Here is a 15,909-nt window from a genome sequence, read left to right on the forward strand (position 1 = left end):
AGAGTCAAATTTTTTCATATTTACTTAATAAATTTGCGTCAATTTTAACCTCCGCCCCTCCCGTTTTTCCAACCCCACAATCCCGGGAGGGAAAACCCTCCCGGAAGCCTTCTTACATGCCGACCAACCGGAAGCTCCATTTCCGCTCCTCCCTTGGCGGGAGCCCGAGCCGGGCAAACAGGAGCAGACTGACGAAGGAGAGCCCCAGGGTGAAAAGCCCGATCCATCCGTCCAGATGGCTGATGGATGCCGGCAGCCAGGGATGGATATCCAGGAGGTAGTCCATCCCGTCGTTCAACAGGGTCCAACTTCCGACCAGCACCAAGTGATGTCGCTGATAAGTAAAAAACCGGCTGTACAGGATCGCCTCCACCGCCATCCCCGTATGGGAGAACATCAGCATCCAGTCCGTCCAGTGCAGGGATTCCAAAAAGGGTTCGGTGGCCGCGATTCCCCCCAGGAGAATGACGGCCACCGCCCAAACCCCGTACTTGAACAGCGTAACGGCGGCGAAGGCCTCGATGAGGGGGCTCCTCCTCCGGAGGGCGTACAGCAGCAGCACCAGGGTAAAAGCGCTGCTGGCCGTAGGACTGTCCGGAACGAACAGATTGAGCCAGCTTGCGGTCGTCATCAGCTGATCCTTGTACCAGTAAAATCCGTAGATGGACCCGAGCAGGTTGACCGCAAAGAGCGACCACAACATCCAGGGACGATCCAGGTTATCCATCAAAAACCCGCGCAGCGGAACCAATCGGTCATCCCCCTTCACGCAAAAAAGCCCGGGCCGAGCGGCCCGGGTGCGATTTTTTATTTCTGCTTGGCCAGCCATTCGGCCAGCTTCTTTTTCTCCTCGTCCGTTCCCTGGAAGGTACCGGGAGGCATGGCTCCCCGGCCGTTGTCGATGATCTGCATGATGTCCTCAGCCTTCAACTTCTTCCCGACGCCGAGAAGGGACGGTCCGTTTACCCCTTCCAGGTTTTCGCCGTGACACTGGGCACAGGCTTGATTCTTGTAAATATCCGTATAGGCGGGATCATCGGGGGCGACGATTTCGCCGCCGCCATCCCCTCCACCCGAGGGGGCGGATGCCATCTGTTTCTCGTGCTCATCCACGGCTTGCCAGGTGAGAATCACCATGGCCACGAGCGTCAATACCATCAAGCCCGTGGTAACCGGCCGCTTGAGGGGACGCCGTTCCTTGCTCCGGTCCAGCCAAGGAGCCAAAAGGAGAGCGGTAAAGGCGATCCCCGGGATCACCACCGTGCCGATCACCACGAAGGGGCCGGCAGCCCACTTAAACTTGAGCAGCTGGTACAAAAACAGGAAGTACCAGTCGGGAACGGGAATGTAGCTGGTATCGTTCGGGTCGGCCAGTTTTTCGAGGGGCGGTTCCTCCACCATCACCAGCGTCATGAACCCGACGAGAACAACGACAGCCACCATCCACTCTTTCAGGAGAAAGTTGGGGAAAAACGGCTCCGTCCTGCCGGGGAACTCGGAATAATCCTTCGGGGCCGGCTTGGGCCCGTTGGCGCGAACCTTCGAATCCCCGACATAAATAATTTCCTTGTGGTTTCCATTATCGTGTGCCAAGCGATCTCCCCCCTAACGCGTTCGCCTTATAGCGGCCCGGAGATGCCCTGTCTCCGGATCAGGAAAAAGTGGGCTCCTAACAGCGCCAACAAGGCTGCCGGGAGGAAAAACACGTGGAGAGCAAAGAATCGGGCCAGCGTCCGCGCTCCGACGATATCCCCTCCCAGTAGGAAAGAGGCGATGGTCGGACCGATGACCGGGACGGACGCCGCGATTTCAACCCCTACCTTGGTGGCGAAATACGCCTTGTTGTCCCACGGCAGCAGGTAACCGGTGAAGCCGAGCCCCAACATCACAAAAAAGAGCAGGATGCCGATCACCCAGTTGAATTCCCGGGGGTGCTTGTAGGCACCGGTGAAGAAGACGCGCAGGGTGTGGAGGAACAACATGACGATCGCCACGCTGGCGCCCCAGTGGTGCATTCCCCGGACGATTTGGCCGAAGGCCACTTCATTCTGCAAATATTTCACGCTCGCATGGGCGTGAACGATGTCCGGCACGTAGTACATCGTCAGAAACATCCCGGACAAAATCTGAATCACCACGATGAAAAAGGTCAGACCGCCGAAACAATAGATGAACGCGGAAAAATAGTGGGCCGGGTTGACGTGCTCAGGCACCTCGTGATCGGCCAAGCCGCGCCACATCGGCGTAATGTCCAAACGGTGGTCCAACCAGTCATAGATCTTTCGCAGCATCCCATTACACCCCCGTTCGCGGCAAGATCTTGCCCAGGAGGAGCCTTCCGTTCTCCACCTTCGTCTCGTACATGTCCAGGGGAGCCGTAGGTGGAGTACCGGGAATGTTCACCCCGTTTTCGTCGTACCGGCCGAAGTGGCACGGACAAAAAAACTCGTTCTTGAATTGGGGATTGCCCTCCCATGTCACCGTGCATCCCAAATGCTTGCAGACGGGAGAGAGGGCGACGATTTCCCCGTTGGGGTTCTTCCGCACCCAGGCGGTCAGCTTCATCCCCTCTTTGGGCGTGTACCACCCGTCTTCCTGCTTGATGGAGAACTGGACGGATTTGTAGGTTTCGTTGAATTCGTCGACGGGACCGACGTCGACAAACTCCGCTTCCGCCCCTTTTTTCGTCACGGGGTCGACGGCGAACCGAACCATCGGGTAAAGCATCACCGAGGCGAGGAATCCGCCCGTTCCCCCCAAGGTGTAAGTGAGGAATTTACGGCGGGAGATCCCCTTCTTTCGCCGCTCTTTCTCCTCTTCACTCACGACGCATCCGACCTCCCTCTATACGGGTTAAACGTCCACCGGACCGGAACCATCAGCGCTAGGACATATCCATGATAGCCAACCGTCTCACCGCATGTCAAGAAAAGCGTCGCAACCTGCAGGCCTCGGGACTCTTTTAGCTTTCCTCGCCGGAGGCGTTTTCATCACTCACCCCCTGCCACAGGCCGACGATCCGTTCCTGCAGCACCTCCGCCCATTCATCGATCTCCTCCTCCGTCGCCTCTTCCCGGACGGGCAACGGATGAACCGTGATCTTTCCGCGATCTTCCGCCGCTTCCGCCAACTCCTCCGGCAAAATGACCACGAAATGATGAAAGGCCGAACGGACCAATTCCGCCAAGACGCTGCTCAGGTAGGCGCGAAAGGCTTCCCGATCCCCCCCTTCATAAGCGATCGCGGGCAGCAGAAGCAATCGTCCCGTGAGCGCCCTCTCCACCCGTTCCGCTACCGCTTCGACGATCCGCCTCTCTTCCAGGTGGATCTGCTTCTCCGAAAGGAAGAGGCGGTAAACCGGGAGGCAGAGAGTGTCGACATACGGAGCGACCTTCGTCCATTCTTCCTGATGCATCGTTGTCAATTGCATGGAAAACACCTTTCACAAAAAAAATGCCCGGTCTTTTCCGAGCATTATACCCTAAATCACCTCTTTTGTTCCACCAGGTTCCGCCATTCTTCGGTTAATTGTAAAAACTTCGCTTCGTCCCCTTCCGCCAAGGCCTGATCAATCTGCCGGTACAACTCGCGTTCACGAAAGTCCCTGATCGCCTGATCGAGGACGATCTCCGCCAACAGCCCCAACAGAGTGTCTTGAACAAGATCTTGTCTCTCCATGGGATTAACCTCCAATACTGCGGCGTATTCCGGACAAGCTGAACGGTCCTTGAAGTACAGGCCGATATAGATGTCTTCATGGGGACAGGAACGAATATCGTAAAACGCCGTCTCGACGTCCGTGCTCACCCGGTTGTTTTTTGTGAACTTGAAGGAGGTCATGCGGATGCAGCGCGTCGATATCACAATCGTTTTTGGCAAATTTCTTAAGTTTTCAACAAAATGAACGCGTTTGAGCAGCTCATCGTCGGAGGAGAGGTAACTGAGCAGCCAGGCCGACTCACGCTTTCGAAGTTCATAACGATTCAAAAACCACTGGATAAAATCCTTCTTGTCGGATATGCTCACATCGCCCATCGCAATCCTCCCTTCGACGATTGAATATTCCGCGATTTTCCGGCGGCGGTTTCCTCTTAATTCCTAAATTCCACACGACCGGCGGAATTTCCTCCTCACACCATCCGGTTTCCAGATAAAGGATTTGAAAAGCGGTCGTCCAATCCCTCTTCGGTAAAGCCCGAAATGCCGGTGATCAGCGCATGTCCCTCATCGGTGACGGACACCAGCTTCTCTCCGTCCGCTCCCTCTCCCATCCGGATAACCCCGAGATGCATCATCATCTTCAGAATCCGCCGCAGAAGGGATTCCGCCGTCTCGTAATAATAGGGCTCGATCCAGCCGTTGACGGCCCTTTGGATCACCTCGACCGGGGTCCATCTTCCCCGCGCAAGGAGATCGATCCAGCGGACCACGACCGGGAGATGGGGAACGGGTTTTCGGTAGAGGCGCAGCCAAAAGCGGTACATCTCTTGGCCGGGTTCCGTTTCCTTATTTAATATTTTCCCCGCTCCTTTCTCCGTTAAACGGATCCATCCCGTTTCCTCTTCGGTGATGTAACCTTGGTAGTAGGCATAATCGTAGATCAGCGAAAACCGGTCGGGATACAAATGATACCGGCGCCCGAAACCGAATCTCCATCCCTTTTTTTCAACCGGTTTTTCCGGCACGATGAAGGTTTTGAACAGTTTCCGCTGATGCTGGCGATAAATCGCTCCATCCGCGGTGAGCGGCACCTCGTTATGCATCACGAAGGCCAGAAAGCGGCTCAGGTCCTGCGCAAGCATCCCCTGCTCATCGCGGTAGGCCACCGGTTCATCGCTGGCATCCTCCAGAAATTCCTCCGCAAACAGGCGATTGATCCGCTCCTTCAAATCCCTGGGAACCTGGTACAGGTGGCGCGTGCGCAGGGTGACCCCCGGAAACAGCCATCCCCTCTTGAGGAGCCAAAGGATCAGACTCCGGGAATCCCCCTCTTCCTCTCCCCAGGCGGCCTTCGCCTTGCCCAGGAGCTCCTCCATGCTGAATACGTCCCGATAATCAAAAAAAACCAATTGCAAAAAGCGGGTCTGAACCGCATCACACCCCCGTATCTGTTCGGCCAGCTCTTGTCTCCTGCCGAGATGGCACAGGAGTGTTCGGATCAATTCGTTTTTGGAATGGACGCTCCCCTCGAATCCGTAAGTCTTCCGGATCCGGTTCAGCTGATCGATATCGGTGTAGGTCAACAGCTCGGCGAAGTTCACCGCTCATCTCCCCGTTTCCGCTTCTTTGGACGTTAGTGTGTGCAGAAACAGGGAAAATATGCCTTATTTGCCTCCCGTTCTCCTTTTCCTTCCGGGTCCCCTTTTCTTGAAATCCGCATAGGATGTGTTGGATACCGGGCAAAGGAGCACCCCCATGATTGTATACCACGGGACCAATCTGTTTTCCGCCAAGGTGATTCGACGATACGGCGTCTGGTTGTCGGTGCAGCGCCCTTTGACCGATTTCGGCCGGGGCTTTTATGTCACCTTTCATCTGAAGCAAGCAAAAAAATGGGCAAAGGTTCGGGCGCTGCACCCCCAGGTGCATCCCCTTCTGCTAAAGCGGCTCAAGATGTCCGAAGAGGACTTTTGGCAACATTCGGACACGCAACAGCCGGCCTATCTGATATTCCATCTGGACGTCGGCCGGCTGCGCACCCTGCGCGGCAAGGTCTTTCCCACTCCTCGCGATCCGGAATGGCCGATATACCGCCGCCGTTGGGCATCCTTTGTCACCCGCTGCCGCGCAGGGATCCAACATCCCTATGATTTTGTCTACGGGCCGGTGGCGGGGTGGCACCGCCTCATCCCCGGTCGAATCCGTTTGGCTTTCCGCAAAGACCAATTATCCCTGAACAGCCCGCGCGCCCTTCAATGTCTGAGCGGCGGAACGGTGGTGGTCCTTTCGCAGACGAAGCCGAAAGCCGGGTTGAAGCTCAGGGAAAACGGGTATCTTCCATCCCGGCTGTGAAATTGATCTCCCTCTCGGGTACTCGGGACCCGGCCACCTCTGAACGCGCGTTGCCGCCCTCAATACAAGCGCTCAACCCTGTGAAGTAATCCTGACGGCACCCGCACCCGCGGGAAAAGACCAGAAAGCGCCGCGATCCCTTCAGGGGCCCGGCGGGTTCAAAACATCATCGGCCAAATCCGCTTTCCGGGCGATCTTCGCTTTCCTCTTTCGCCTCCCCCTCTGTCCTTTCTTCAAAAAGCGATCATACCGCCCCCCGTCCACATACTCCTTGGAGGCGATCAGTTTCGGACCCTTTTCCATATCATACACCCAATAGCAATCCACACGGTCCTTGATGGCCTCCAACGTCCCCGGAACCAATCGATGGGTGATCTCGATGACGCGCGCAGGCACGGTTCTACCGGTGCGTCGCGCCCGCTCAACGGCCCGCCGTTTGGCTATCCGGAGAGGGACATCGGCAACGAAAACCACTATTCTGTAGCCGGCCCCCCTCAAGCGCTCCACCAGCCGTATGTATTGACCCGTTCTGGCCATGGTCCCCTCATAGATGAAACTTTTGCGCTCCGACATCAGGCGCTTAAGCAGCAGGGCCCCGATATCGCAGGACTCCCGGTGCACGAGGCTGGCCGCGCGCTTCGGGTCCGTCTTTTGAAACCCTTTGTATTCGGGAATGCGAGCTTTCAATTCATCCGGGTCAATCAGTGCGGCTTTGATCCTCCGCTTCTTCAATTCCCTTTGAACAAGTCCCTTGCGGAGAGTTGTCTTTCCTGAAGCGGTGCCCCCGCCGATCAAGATGGCGATCGGAGCGCCTTTATGATGGCCTTCTGCTTTTTCCGCGATTCTCCTGACAATCTTCCTGTGCAGCCTGTGCCTCTCTTCCGTATATCGGCGGCCGACCGTGTGCATCATCTTGGTGTCTCTGAAAGGTTTTCGGGAGCGGACAAAAGGGTCGGCGTTCCCTCTCCGCAGCATGGCCGTGATGATCTTGATCCCCCGCTTCAGACAGAATTTGGCCGGCATGCGATCAGCTCCGAAAATGGCGGATTTTCGCGCGGTGTCTGTCCGTTTCGCCCCGCTGGTCTCTGTCCACGATCCGGACTCCCCGTCCCGCCGTGTAGAGCAGAAGCGTCAGGAGAATCGTCGCTCCGGGAAGGAGATCGGGGTCCATGAGCCGAAAGATCCCGAGGGCATCCCCCATCAGCCCTTCCCAGGTAACTCGGACGGAGCGAACGATGGAAAGGGACGCCAAAGGGGGGGCCCAGCCGATCAGCACTGGCGCATGAACCGCCGCAAAAGCTCCCAAAGATCGCGCGTATGAGAGACCGTACACGTGTTTGGCCGCCGAGCCCAATCCGGCGTATATGAGCGCGGTGATCGCTCCCGTGAGGATCGCGGTCCGCTCCAGTTGCGCGGATGCCAGTTCCGCGTCGGTGAACCAGTATCTGATGAAAAGGGGAAACAGCCATTCCTTGAGAAAGGCGACGGAGACGAGTACGAAAACCATCTCCGCCATCAGCGGTCCGACCCTTCCATTCATGCCTCCCCCCTCCCTTCCCTGTCAGGGTATGTCCCTCGCGCAAAAAAAAGAACCGCCCGTCGAGCAGGCGGATGGCACAGAACGTGCACGATTATGGATAGGAGTGGAGAGAAACCATACTGTAGTTTCATTATACAAAGGGTCCTACAGCATGTCAACAGGTAATTCTCAATTTTCAGATGGATTCCCTCTGCCTGTTTTCCTCGAATATTCCTTTATGTCTTCATTCCAATTCCTTGAGAATCTCGGCGAAATTGGGAAAGGAAACGGAAATGGCTTCCGCGCCCTTCACCCGCACTTCCCCTTCGGAAGCGAGGCCGGCGACCGCCATGGCCATTCCGATCCGGTGGTCTCCGTGGCTGTCCAGCAGAGCTCCCTGCAGGGAAGTGGGCCCTTCGATGATCAGCCCGTCCGACGTCTCGTCCACCTGCGCCCCCATCTTGCGGAGTTCCTCCGCCACCGTGGCGATCCGGTTGCTCTCCTTCACCTTCAACTCGGCGGCATCCCGGATCACCGTCCTTCCCTCCGCCTGGGTGGCCACCACTGCCAATACCGGGATCTCGTCGATCAAGCGGGGAATCAAATCGCCGCCCACCTCGACTCCCCGAAGCGGCCCGCCGGCCACGGTGACATCCCCCACCGGTTCGCCGCACCACTGATCCGTGGGGGTCACGGTCACCTCCGCTCCCATCGATCGAAACACATCCAGAATGCCCGTTCGGGTGGGATTAATCCCCACGTCCCGGACCGTCACCCGGCTGCCGGGAACCAGCAGAGCGGCCGCGAAAAGAAAGGCGGCCGAGGAGATGTCTCCGGGCACTCGGACATGACAGCCGGCAAGGCTTTGTCCTCCCCTGACGGATACCGCCCCTTCTCCCAGAGAAAGCTCCGCGCCAAAGGCTTTCAGCATCCGTTCGGTGTGATCCCGGGAAGGGTGCGGTTCCTTCACCTTCGTCCATCCCTCCGCCCGAAGTCCCGCGAGCAAGAGGCAGGACTTCACCTGGGCGCTCGCTACGGGGCTGTGGTATTCAATTCCCTTCAGCTCTCCCCCGCGCACAGCAAGGGGGGCGAATCTCCCGCCAGCGCGGCCGTCGATCCGGGCCCCCATCCGGCGAAGGGGTTCCACCACTCGGGCCATCGGTCGGCGGGCAATCGATGCGTCCCCGTATACCGTGGAAAAAAAGGGGCTGCCGGCCAGAATGCCCAACAGCAGGCGGATCGTCGTTCCGGAATTGCCCACATCCAGGCATTGATCCGGCTCCCGGAGTCCCTTCCATCCCTTCCCGTGAACGGTCAGGGTGGTGGCCCCCTCTCGCTCGATCTTCACGCCCAAACGCTGAAAACACTCGATGGTATGGTGACAATCGTCACCGGGCAAAAAATTCTCAATCCTTGTCGTTCCGTCGGCGATGGCTCCGAGCATCACCGCCCGGTGGGAAATCGATTTGTCCCCCGGAACCCGGAGCACTTTGTTGAAGGCTTTTCCTCTTCCGACTCTCAGCATCTACACTCTTTCCCTTCCTTATAGCTGTGAAATTAATGTGTTCTGGGCGTCCGGGTTCGTGCTTGGAGCCGCTTCCGCGCAAACAGGAAACCGCCGGGCCCTGATGGGGCGAACCCGGCACCAAAATCGGGGAATGACCGCGGGGCGGCTTTATTTTGCAAACGGAAGCCGAACTTTCTTCAATCGAAGGAAAAGACCCGATAGCCCGCTTCGTTCAGAAAACGGATGGCCCGCTTCAGATCCTCTTCCTTCTGGAACACGAGGCGAAGCACCCCGGCGGTGTCCTCCCGGTTTTCCATGATTCCGATGTTGCTCAGGTTGATCCCCTCTTCCCCGAGCAACATAGCCACCCGACCGATCATGCCGGGTTGGTCCGGCACGTCCACGTAGCACTCGAAGGAAGGAAGCAACATTCCCTTTCTTCGTTCGGGAAGCCGTTCCCTCAAAAATTTCGCCCGGCGGAAAAAGTCCTCGATCTTCTCCGCATCTCCCCGCTTGATCGCATCCCGGACCTTTTCCATCTCCGAAAGCCAATCGTCCATCAGCTTTAACAGTTCCCCGCGATTGCTCATCAGGATGTCCCGCCACATGACGGGATGGCTCGCCGCAATCCGGGTCAGATCCCGGAACCCTCCTGCGGCCAAACGGTGAAACCATTCGTTTTCCTCGTTGTAGCGCCCCACCTGGTTGACCAGCCCGGAAGCGATGACGTGGGGCAAATGGCTGATCGCCCCCACCAACCGGTCGTGGTGAAAGGGATCCATGATCACCAGCTTGGCCCTCGTCGCTTCCTGCAGGAGGCCGCTCAACTTTTGCACTTCGGAAAGCGGCGTCTCCGGCGAAGGAGTCAGGATGTAATAAGCGTTCTCAAACAGCAGGGAATGGGCCGCCTCCACACCGGAGCGGTGGGAACCGGCCATCGGATGTCCGCCGATGTATGTCACACCGCGCTTTCGGAACGGCTCGGACCAGCGAACCAGCTTTCCCTTGGTGCTGCCCACGTCCGAAATGATGCACCCGGGAGAAAGGGATTGCCGTTCCAGGCGGGACAGCAGCTCGGGAATCGTTCCCACGGGAACCGCCAAAAAGATGAAGTCCGCATCCTCCACCGCCTCTTCCAGATTGCGGCTCCCATCGTCGATGACACCGGCGGCGACGGCCCAGTCCAGGGTCTTCTGGGAGAGATCATAACCGGAGACGTGACAGGACGTCCGCTCCTTCAGGCAAAGGGCCAACGAGCCGCCGATCAGGCCGACTCCCAGTATCGCCGCCTTCATGGCTGATCCGCTTCCCCTCTGGCCACAAACTCCCCGAGTGCATCCAAAAAGCGGCGGTTTTGTTCCGGCGTCCCCACCGTCACCCGAATGAAGGTGGGATAGCCCAGGGCCTTTCCGGACCGGACGATCACGCCCCGCCGAAGCAGAAATTGAAAGGCCTCATCCGAGGGACGTCCCGTGTCCAGCAAGATGAAATTGCCGTGGGCGGGATAATAAAACAGATTCCACTCCTCAAGCCGGCGGCAGATCTGCTCGATTCCCCGCCGGTTTTGTTCCCGGCATTCCCGGACGAAGGCTTCGTCCTCCAGAGCGGCAAGCGCCGCCCGCTGCGCCAGGCGGTTTACGTTGAAGGGCTCCCGCACCCGGTGCAGCTCTCGCACGATCTCGGGATGGGCCAAACCGTAACCGACCCGGAGGGAGGCCAGCCCGTGGATTTTGGAAAAGGTCCTGAGGACGATGAGCCTGGGATATTTCTCAAGGAGGCGGGCCGAATCGGGATAAGCGGGATCCGTCACGTATTCGGCATAGGCTTCGTCGATCACCACCAACACGTGATCGGGCAATTCCTCCAGGAGCCCGGTGAGCGAAGCCTTGTCGACGATGGTCCCCGTCGGATTGTTCGGATTGCAAATCCACAGAATTTTGGTCCGGGGCGTCACCTCCCGCAGCATGCCCGAAAGGTCATGCACCCCGTCCCGCAGGGGAACCTCCACCGGCCTGGCCCCTTCGATCAGGGCCTGGGTCTTGTACCGGGGAAACGTCTTGTCCGCCATCACCGCTTCATCGCCCGCTTCGAGATAAGCCCGGGATATCATCTGTATGATCTCATCCGAGCCGTTTCCGAGGATAATCCCCTCGGGATCCACCTTCAGCCGTTCCGACAACGCTCGGCGAAGCTCCGGAGCGGTTCCCTCGGGATACAGGGGAAGCGAGGAAAATTCGGTGGTCAGGCTCTCCATCACCCTTGGGGAACATCCAAAGGGATTCTCATTGGAAGCCAGCTTGATCACTTCTTCGAGCCCCAGCTCCCTCTTCACTTCCTCCAAAGGCTTGCCCGGTTCATAGACCGGCAAGCCGCGAATGGCAGCCTTCGGTTTCATATGGTTCCTCCCCGCCGTTTTTCTCTCTATCTTACTCCGTTTTTAGTTCCCTGACAAACCGTCGGATTTCGTCCAGGGCCTGCGGTCGCTCCTCTGCCCGCCGCAGCCGCTCCGAGACGGAAGCGATTCGCTCGACGAGGGCGCTTCCGACCACCACTCCGTCGGCGAACCGGGAAAAGTGACGGACATGCTCACCCCGGGAGATCCCGAATCCCACCACGGTGGGAACCGGGGAACGGCTGCGAACCTCCTCCAGGAAGCTTTCCACCCCCCGGGAAAAGCGATCCCGCCTCCCCGTCGTCCCCAGCGACGAAACACAATAGACAAATCCCTTTGCCCGGGACACGATCCTACCGATCCGCTCCCGGGAAGTGGGTGCCACCAGCGGAATCAGGGCCAATCCCCGCTGATCGCAGAGTTCACGCAGCCCTTCGCTCTCTTCCACGGGCAAATCGGGAACGATGATTCCGTCGAATCCCGCCTGCTTGGCATCGGCTGTCAATTGGTGAAGTCCGTAGGAGAGCAGCGGATTGTAATAGGAAAACAGGATCAGCGGCACCCGGACCCCCCGCTCCCTGGCTGTGGAAATCATCTCCCACAAGCGGCGCAGCGTCATCCCCTGGCCCAAAGCCCTCGAAGCGGCCTGTTGGATCACCGGACCGTCGGCCAGCGGATCCGAAAAGGGAAAACCCACTTCCACCGCCGCCGCTCCCTCCTGATCCAACACCCGCAGCAAGGAAACCGTCGAATTCAAATCGGGGTCCCCCGCCATGATGAATGGAATCAACCGGGGAGCCTGCCCCCTTTGAAACGTTTCATGAATCCGTTCCATCCGCCGACCCCTCCATATGTGCCGCAATCGTCTCTACGTCCTTGTCTCCCCGGCCGGACAAACAGATCAGCACAATCCGGTCCCGTCCGGCTCCTTCCGCGATCCTCACCGCTTCTGCGACGGCGTGGGCCGACTCCAGCGCCGGCAGAATGCCTTCCGTCCGGCACAGGAGGCGAACCGCCTCCAGGGCCTCCCCATCCGTCACCGCCGTATACCGGACGCGTCCCGTGTCCTTGAGATGGGAGTGTTCCGGTCCCACCCCGGGATAATCCAACCCCGCCGAAATCGAATGAGCCGGAAGCACCTGCCCGTGTTCATCCTGCAGGAGATAACTGTAGGAACCGTGCAAAACGCCGGGCCTTCCCTTGCACAGTGTCGCCGCGTGTTGCCCGGTGGAAAGCCCCCTGCCCGCCGCTTCCACGCCGTGCAGTTGAACTTCGAGGTCATCCAGAAAAGAGGCGAACATGCCGATCGCGTTGCTGCCTCCGCCGACACAGGCCACCACGTGATCAGGCAAACGCTCCTCCTTTTCGAGTATTTGTTGTCTCGCCTCGTCCCCGATCACCCGTTGAAAATACCGGACCATCTGCGGATAGGGATGGGGTCCCACCGCCGACCCGAGCATGTAAAAGGTGTCTTCCACGTGGGTGACCCAATACCGGATCGCCTCATTGGTGGCATCCTTGAGGGTTCGCGTCCCCGAACGGACGGGAACGACCTCCGCGCCCAACAGCTTCATCCGGAAGACGTTCAGCCGCTGCCTTTGAACATCCTCCTCCCCCATAAACACAAGACACTCCATTCCGAGCAGGGCCGCCACCGTTGCGGATGCCACCCCGTGCTGTCCCGCGCCGGTTTCGGCCACCAGCCGCTTCTTCCCCATCCTCTGGGCCAACAGCGCCTGTCCCAGGGTGTTGTTGATCTTGTGGGCGCCCGTGTGATTCAAATCCTCCCTCTTCAAATAGATTCGGGCGCCTCCGATCTCGCGAGTCAACCCCTCGGCAAAGGTAAGAGGTGTGGGGCGGCCGGAATATTCCTCCCTCAGCTCCTTGAGCCGCCTGAGAAATCGAGGATCTTCCGCCGCCTGGCAAAAACCCTCTTCCAGATCGAACAGGGCGTTCATCAAGGTTTCCGGTACGTAGCGGCCCCCGTAGGGGCCGTAATGGGACGATGTGAATTTAGTTTGCTTTGCAAACTGGTTTTCGATCATACATCCTCACCCTTTCCACAAAGGAACGGATCTTGCCTCGATCCTTTCTTCCCTCCGTTTCCACTCCGCTGGAAACATCAACACCTTCCGGTGCGCACCGCATCAGGAGTTCCCCCACATTTTCCGGGCTGAGCCCCCCGGCCACCCAAACCGGCCGCCCCGCTCCGTTCCACTTTTCCCTGAGGTGGATGACCCGTTCCCAGGGAAAGCGAACGCCGGTTCCTCCCTTTTGCCCGCCGGCTGCGGAATCCAACAGCACACTGTCCACCCAGGGGGCGTAGGCTTCCACAGCTCCCCTTTCCGCCGCTTCATCCGGGGTAAAAGCCTTGATGACCCGAACCGAGAAAGTCTTTTTGATCCAACGGCAAAAGTCGGGGGACTCTTCTCCGTGGAGCTGCACCGCGTCCAAGTCGGCCCGGAAGAACCAATCCATCACCTCATCCCGCGACGGATTCATCATCACGCCGACAGCCATGGCGCCCGGAGGGAGCCTCCGGAGGAGACCCTTCAGCTGATCCGCCTGCACGGTCCGCCGTCGGCCGGGAACCAGTATAAACCCCACGGCATCCAGATCGAGGCCCTGGAGAGCCTCCATGTCCGCCTGCGTCCGCACCCCGCAGATCTTCACAAAGGTTCGCCTCAAGGTGCCCCACCTCCGATCAGTGTGCGCACGGCCCGTTCCGGATCGGCCTGTCGCATGAGATACTCGCCGACCAACACGCCGTCCACTCCCGCCCGGGCCATCCGCCGCACATCTTCGGGGGAGGAAACCCCGCTTTCCCCGATCACCGGTATCGTGTCCGGAAGCAGCGGCCTAAGCCGCTCCGTCGTCCCGAGATCGGTGCGGAATGTGACCAGATCCCGGTTGTTGATCCCGATCACATCCGGTTCGCATGCCAAGGCCCGCTCGATCTCATCTTCCCGATGGATCTCCACCAGGACCTCCATGCCGTGGGAATGAGCGGCATCGCTCAATAGCAAAAGCCGCTCACGATCCAGCACGGCGGCGATCAACAAAATGGCGTCCGCTCCGAGCATCCGACTTTCCTTCACCTGGAGCGGATCCAGGATGAAATCCTTCCGCAGGACGGGAAGGGACACCGCTTTTTTCACCTTTTGAAGGGAAGCCCCTTCCCCTCCGAAAAAGCGTCGGTCCGTCAAAACGGAGACGGCGCTCGCTCCTCCCCGCTGATAGGCGGACGCCACCTGCCCGGGATCCACCTGTTTTCGAATGACCCCCTTGGACGGAGAAGCCGGTTTCACCTCGGCGATCAAGGCCGGTCCGCCCCGATGATTTCGAATCGCCGCCGACAGGGAGACCGTCTTCATCCCGGGCTCCTCGCTCCCCTCGGAGAGGGTATTCTTCAGCTCTTCGATTTCCCTGCGCTTTTCCGCGACAATCCGCTCAAGAAACATGGTTGACCTCCTGCGAATAACGGATCATTTCCTCCAATTTTTCGACCGCCTGTCCACTGTCCACCGCATCGGCGGCCGCTCGGACCCCCTCGGCAATGCTCTTCGCCCGGCCGGCCACATACAGGACGGCACCGGCGTTGACCAGAACCACATCCCGGCAAGGCCCCTTTTCTCCCCGGAAAACCTCCCGCAGAATCCGCGCGTTGGTCCGGGCATCGCCGCCGGACACCGCCTCCGGCGCAACCCGTCGAACCCCGAGATCCTCCGGAGCCACCGTATAGGTTTTGACCTGTCCGTCCTTCACCTCGCTGATTTTCGTCGGAGCGCAGATGGAAATCTCATCGATTCCGTCCAGGCCGGCCACCACCAGAGCCCGTTCGGCACCCAGGGTCAGGAGAACGCGGGCTACCGTTTCCGTAAGGGACGGATCAAACACGCCCATCAGCTGCCTCTTGACGCCGGCGGGATTCACCAAGGGCCCCAGCAGGTTGAAACAGGTTCGGAATCCCAGCTCCTTGCGCGTCGGCATCACTCGCTTCATCGCGGGGTGAAACAGCGGGGCGAACATGAAGCAGATCCCCAGCCGCTCCAGCGTCGTCTCCGCTTCCTTCGACGACATCTGAATGCGGACACCGAGGGCCTCCAACACATCCGCGCTCCCGCTCCTGCCGGATACCGCCCGGTTGCCGTGTTTGGCGACGGGAATGCCCGCCGCTGCGGCCACAATCGCCGCTCCTGTGGAGATGTTGAAGGTTCGTCCTCCGTCACCGCCGGTGCCGCAGGTGTCCACCGCTCCGGGAACTCGCGGGAAAACGGAGGTCGCTTTGCTCCGCATCCCCTCCGCCAATCCCGTCAACTCCTCCGCCGTTTCCCCCTTCATGCGCAGGGCCGTGAGCAATCCGGCCGTCTGCGAAGGGGAGAGATCCCCTTCCATCATCCGGATCATCAGCTGACGCGACTCTTCCCGCGTCAGGCTCTCCCCCTGAACCAACTTTGACAAACACTCCCGGATCATCCG

18 protein-coding genes are annotated in these 15,909 nt (G+C 59.1%); 1 reads left to right on the plus strand and 17 read right to left on the minus strand.

From position 1 onward, the window contains the following. Window positions 1-112: 112 nt before the first annotated feature. From CLV97_RS11055 to CLV97_RS11085, 7 genes are all read right to left on the minus strand, one after another. Entirely contained in the window at window positions 113-751 is a 639-nt protein-coding gene (locus tag CLV97_RS11055) for a DUF1405 domain-containing protein (RefSeq protein WP_245891491.1), read from the minus strand. 56 nt (window positions 752-807) lie between these two features. Further along, entirely contained in the window at window positions 808-1,593 is a 786-nt protein-coding gene (locus CLV97_RS11060) for a menaquinol-cytochrome c reductase cytochrome b/c subunit (protein WP_106345590.1), read from the minus strand. 26 nt (window positions 1,594-1,619) lie between these two features. Next, window positions 1,620-2,291 carry a menaquinol-cytochrome c reductase cytochrome b subunit gene (gene qcrB / locus CLV97_RS11065; RefSeq protein ID WP_106345591.1) on the minus strand — a complete coding sequence of 224 codons (672 nt, stop codon included), beginning with the start codon at window positions 2,289-2,291 and terminating at the stop codon, window positions 1,620-1,622. Between the two features lie 4 nt (window positions 2,292-2,295). Further along, window positions 2,296-2,826, minus strand: coding sequence for a Rieske (2Fe-2S) protein (locus CLV97_RS11070; RefSeq protein ID WP_245891493.1), 531 nt, complete (start codon window positions 2,824-2,826; stop codon window positions 2,296-2,298). Window positions 2,827-2,962: 136 nt separating this feature from the next. Next, a complete protein-coding gene (locus CLV97_RS11075; protein WP_106345592.1) occupies window positions 2,963-3,430 on the minus strand; it encodes a DUF2487 family protein in 468 nt (155 codons plus the stop codon). Window positions 3,431-3,486: 56 nt separating this feature from the next. Beyond that, window positions 3,487-4,035, minus strand: coding sequence for a ReoY family proteolytic degradation factor (locus tag CLV97_RS11080; RefSeq protein WP_106345593.1), 549 nt, complete (start codon window positions 4,033-4,035; stop codon window positions 3,487-3,489). 95 nt (window positions 4,036-4,130) lie between these two features. Then, a complete protein-coding gene (locus CLV97_RS11085; protein WP_106345594.1) occupies window positions 4,131-5,261 on the minus strand; it encodes a hypothetical protein in 1,131 nt (376 codons plus the stop codon). A 154-nt stretch (window positions 5,262-5,415) separates the two neighbouring features. On the opposite strand from CLV97_RS11085, the gene CLV97_RS11090 reads away from it, so the two are divergent. After that, window positions 5,416-6,012 (plus strand): DUF3990 domain-containing protein, encoded by a 597-nt coding sequence (locus tag CLV97_RS11090; protein WP_106345595.1) that lies wholly within the window; start codon window positions 5,416-5,418, stop codon window positions 6,010-6,012. A gap of 141 nt (window positions 6,013-6,153) precedes the next feature. Here the strand turns inward: CLV97_RS11090 and CLV97_RS11095 are convergent, their stop codons facing one another. The 10 genes from CLV97_RS11095 to trpD form a co-directional block, all read right to left on the minus strand. Next, entirely contained in the window at window positions 6,154-7,035 is an 882-nt protein-coding gene (locus CLV97_RS11095; RefSeq protein ID WP_106345596.1) for a zeta toxin family protein, read from the minus strand. 4 nt (window positions 7,036-7,039) lie between these two features. Beyond that, a complete protein-coding gene (locus tag CLV97_RS11100; RefSeq protein WP_106345597.1) occupies window positions 7,040-7,552 on the minus strand; it encodes a hypothetical protein in 513 nt (170 codons plus the stop codon). Window positions 7,553-7,775: 223 nt separating this feature from the next. Further along, complete coding sequence (gene aroA / locus CLV97_RS11105) at window positions 7,776-9,056, minus strand: 3-phosphoshikimate 1-carboxyvinyltransferase (RefSeq protein WP_106345598.1); 1,281 nt, start codon at window positions 9,054-9,056, stop codon at window positions 7,776-7,778. A gap of 179 nt (window positions 9,057-9,235) precedes the next feature. Beyond that, on the minus strand, window positions 9,236-10,333 hold the full coding sequence (locus CLV97_RS11110) for a prephenate dehydrogenase (RefSeq protein WP_106345599.1): 1,098 nt from the start codon (window positions 10,331-10,333) through the stop codon (window positions 9,236-9,238). Continuing rightward, window positions 10,330-11,433 (minus strand): histidinol-phosphate transaminase, encoded by a 1,104-nt coding sequence (gene hisC / locus CLV97_RS11115; protein WP_106345600.1) that lies wholly within the window; start codon window positions 11,431-11,433, stop codon window positions 10,330-10,332. The genes CLV97_RS11110 and hisC overlap by 4 nt, the downstream gene beginning before the upstream one ends. A 31-nt stretch (window positions 11,434-11,464) precedes the next feature. Continuing rightward, window positions 11,465-12,265 carry a tryptophan synthase subunit alpha gene (gene trpA, locus CLV97_RS11120; protein ID WP_106345601.1) on the minus strand — a complete coding sequence of 267 codons (801 nt, stop codon included), beginning with the start codon at window positions 12,263-12,265 and terminating at the stop codon, window positions 11,465-11,467. Further along, entirely contained in the window at window positions 12,249-13,475 is a 1,227-nt protein-coding gene (trpB, locus tag CLV97_RS11125) for a tryptophan synthase subunit beta (RefSeq protein WP_106345602.1), read from the minus strand. Before trpB ends, trpA begins: the two co-directional genes overlap by 17 nt. Beyond that, window positions 13,444-14,118 (minus strand): phosphoribosylanthranilate isomerase, encoded by a 675-nt coding sequence (locus tag CLV97_RS11130; RefSeq protein WP_106345603.1) that lies wholly within the window; start codon window positions 14,116-14,118, stop codon window positions 13,444-13,446. The genes trpB and CLV97_RS11130 overlap by 32 nt, the downstream gene beginning before the upstream one ends. Continuing rightward, entirely contained in the window at window positions 14,115-14,891 is a 777-nt protein-coding gene (gene trpC, locus CLV97_RS11135) for an indole-3-glycerol phosphate synthase TrpC (RefSeq protein ID WP_106345604.1), read from the minus strand. Before trpC ends, CLV97_RS11130 begins: the two co-directional genes overlap by 4 nt. Beyond that, window positions 14,881-15,906 (minus strand): anthranilate phosphoribosyltransferase, encoded by a 1,026-nt coding sequence (gene trpD / locus CLV97_RS11140; protein WP_106345605.1) that lies wholly within the window; start codon window positions 15,904-15,906, stop codon window positions 14,881-14,883. The genes trpC and trpD overlap by 11 nt, the downstream gene beginning before the upstream one ends. Window positions 15,907-15,909 lie beyond the last annotated feature (3 nt).

This window comes from Planifilum fimeticola, from assembly GCF_003001905.1.
GTDB classification, from domain to species: domain Bacteria; phylum Bacillota; class Bacilli; order Thermoactinomycetales; family DSM-44946; genus Planifilum; species Planifilum fimeticola.

Excerpts from the sequence above, each read along its gene's own strand:
- qcrB (WP_106345591.1), bottom strand. The coding sequence starts at position 2,291 with ATGCTGCGAAAGATCTATGACTGGTTGGACCACCGTTTGGACATTACG.
- CLV97_RS11075 (WP_106345592.1), bottom strand. The coding sequence starts at position 3,430 with ATGCAATTGACAACGATGCATCAGGAAGAATGGACGAAGGTCGCTCCG.
- CLV97_RS11080 (WP_106345593.1), bottom strand. The coding sequence starts at position 4,035 with ATGGGCGATGTGAGCATATCCGACAAGAAGGATTTTATCCAGTGGTTT.
- CLV97_RS11090 (WP_106345595.1), top strand. The coding sequence starts at position 5,416 with ATGATTGTATACCACGGGACCAATCTGTTTTCCGCCAAGGTGATTCGA.
- CLV97_RS11095 (WP_106345596.1), bottom strand. The coding sequence starts at position 7,035 with ATGCCGGCCAAATTCTGTCTGAAGCGGGGGATCAAGATCATCACGGCC.
- CLV97_RS11100 (WP_106345597.1), bottom strand. The coding sequence starts at position 7,552 with ATGAATGGAAGGGTCGGACCGCTGATGGCGGAGATGGTTTTCGTACTC.
- aroA (WP_106345598.1), bottom strand. The coding sequence starts at position 9,056 with ATGCTGAGAGTCGGAAGAGGAAAAGCCTTCAACAAAGTGCTCCGGGTT.
- CLV97_RS11110 (WP_106345599.1), bottom strand. The coding sequence starts at position 10,333 with ATGAAGGCGGCGATACTGGGAGTCGGCCTGATCGGCGGCTCGTTGGCC.
- hisC (WP_106345600.1), bottom strand. The coding sequence starts at position 11,433 with ATGAAACCGAAGGCTGCCATTCGCGGCTTGCCGGTCTATGAACCGGGC.
- trpA (WP_106345601.1), bottom strand. The coding sequence starts at position 12,265 with ATGGAACGGATTCATGAAACGTTTCAAAGGGGGCAGGCTCCCCGGTTG.
- trpB (WP_106345602.1), bottom strand. The coding sequence starts at position 13,475 with ATGATCGAAAACCAGTTTGCAAAGCAAACTAAATTCACATCGTCCCAT.
- trpC (WP_106345604.1), bottom strand. The coding sequence starts at position 14,891 with ATGTTTCTTGAGCGGATTGTCGCGGAAAAGCGCAGGGAAATCGAAGAG.
- trpD (WP_106345605.1), bottom strand. The coding sequence starts at position 15,906 with ATGATCCGGGAGTGTTTGTCAAAGTTGGTTCAGGGGGAGAGCCTGACG.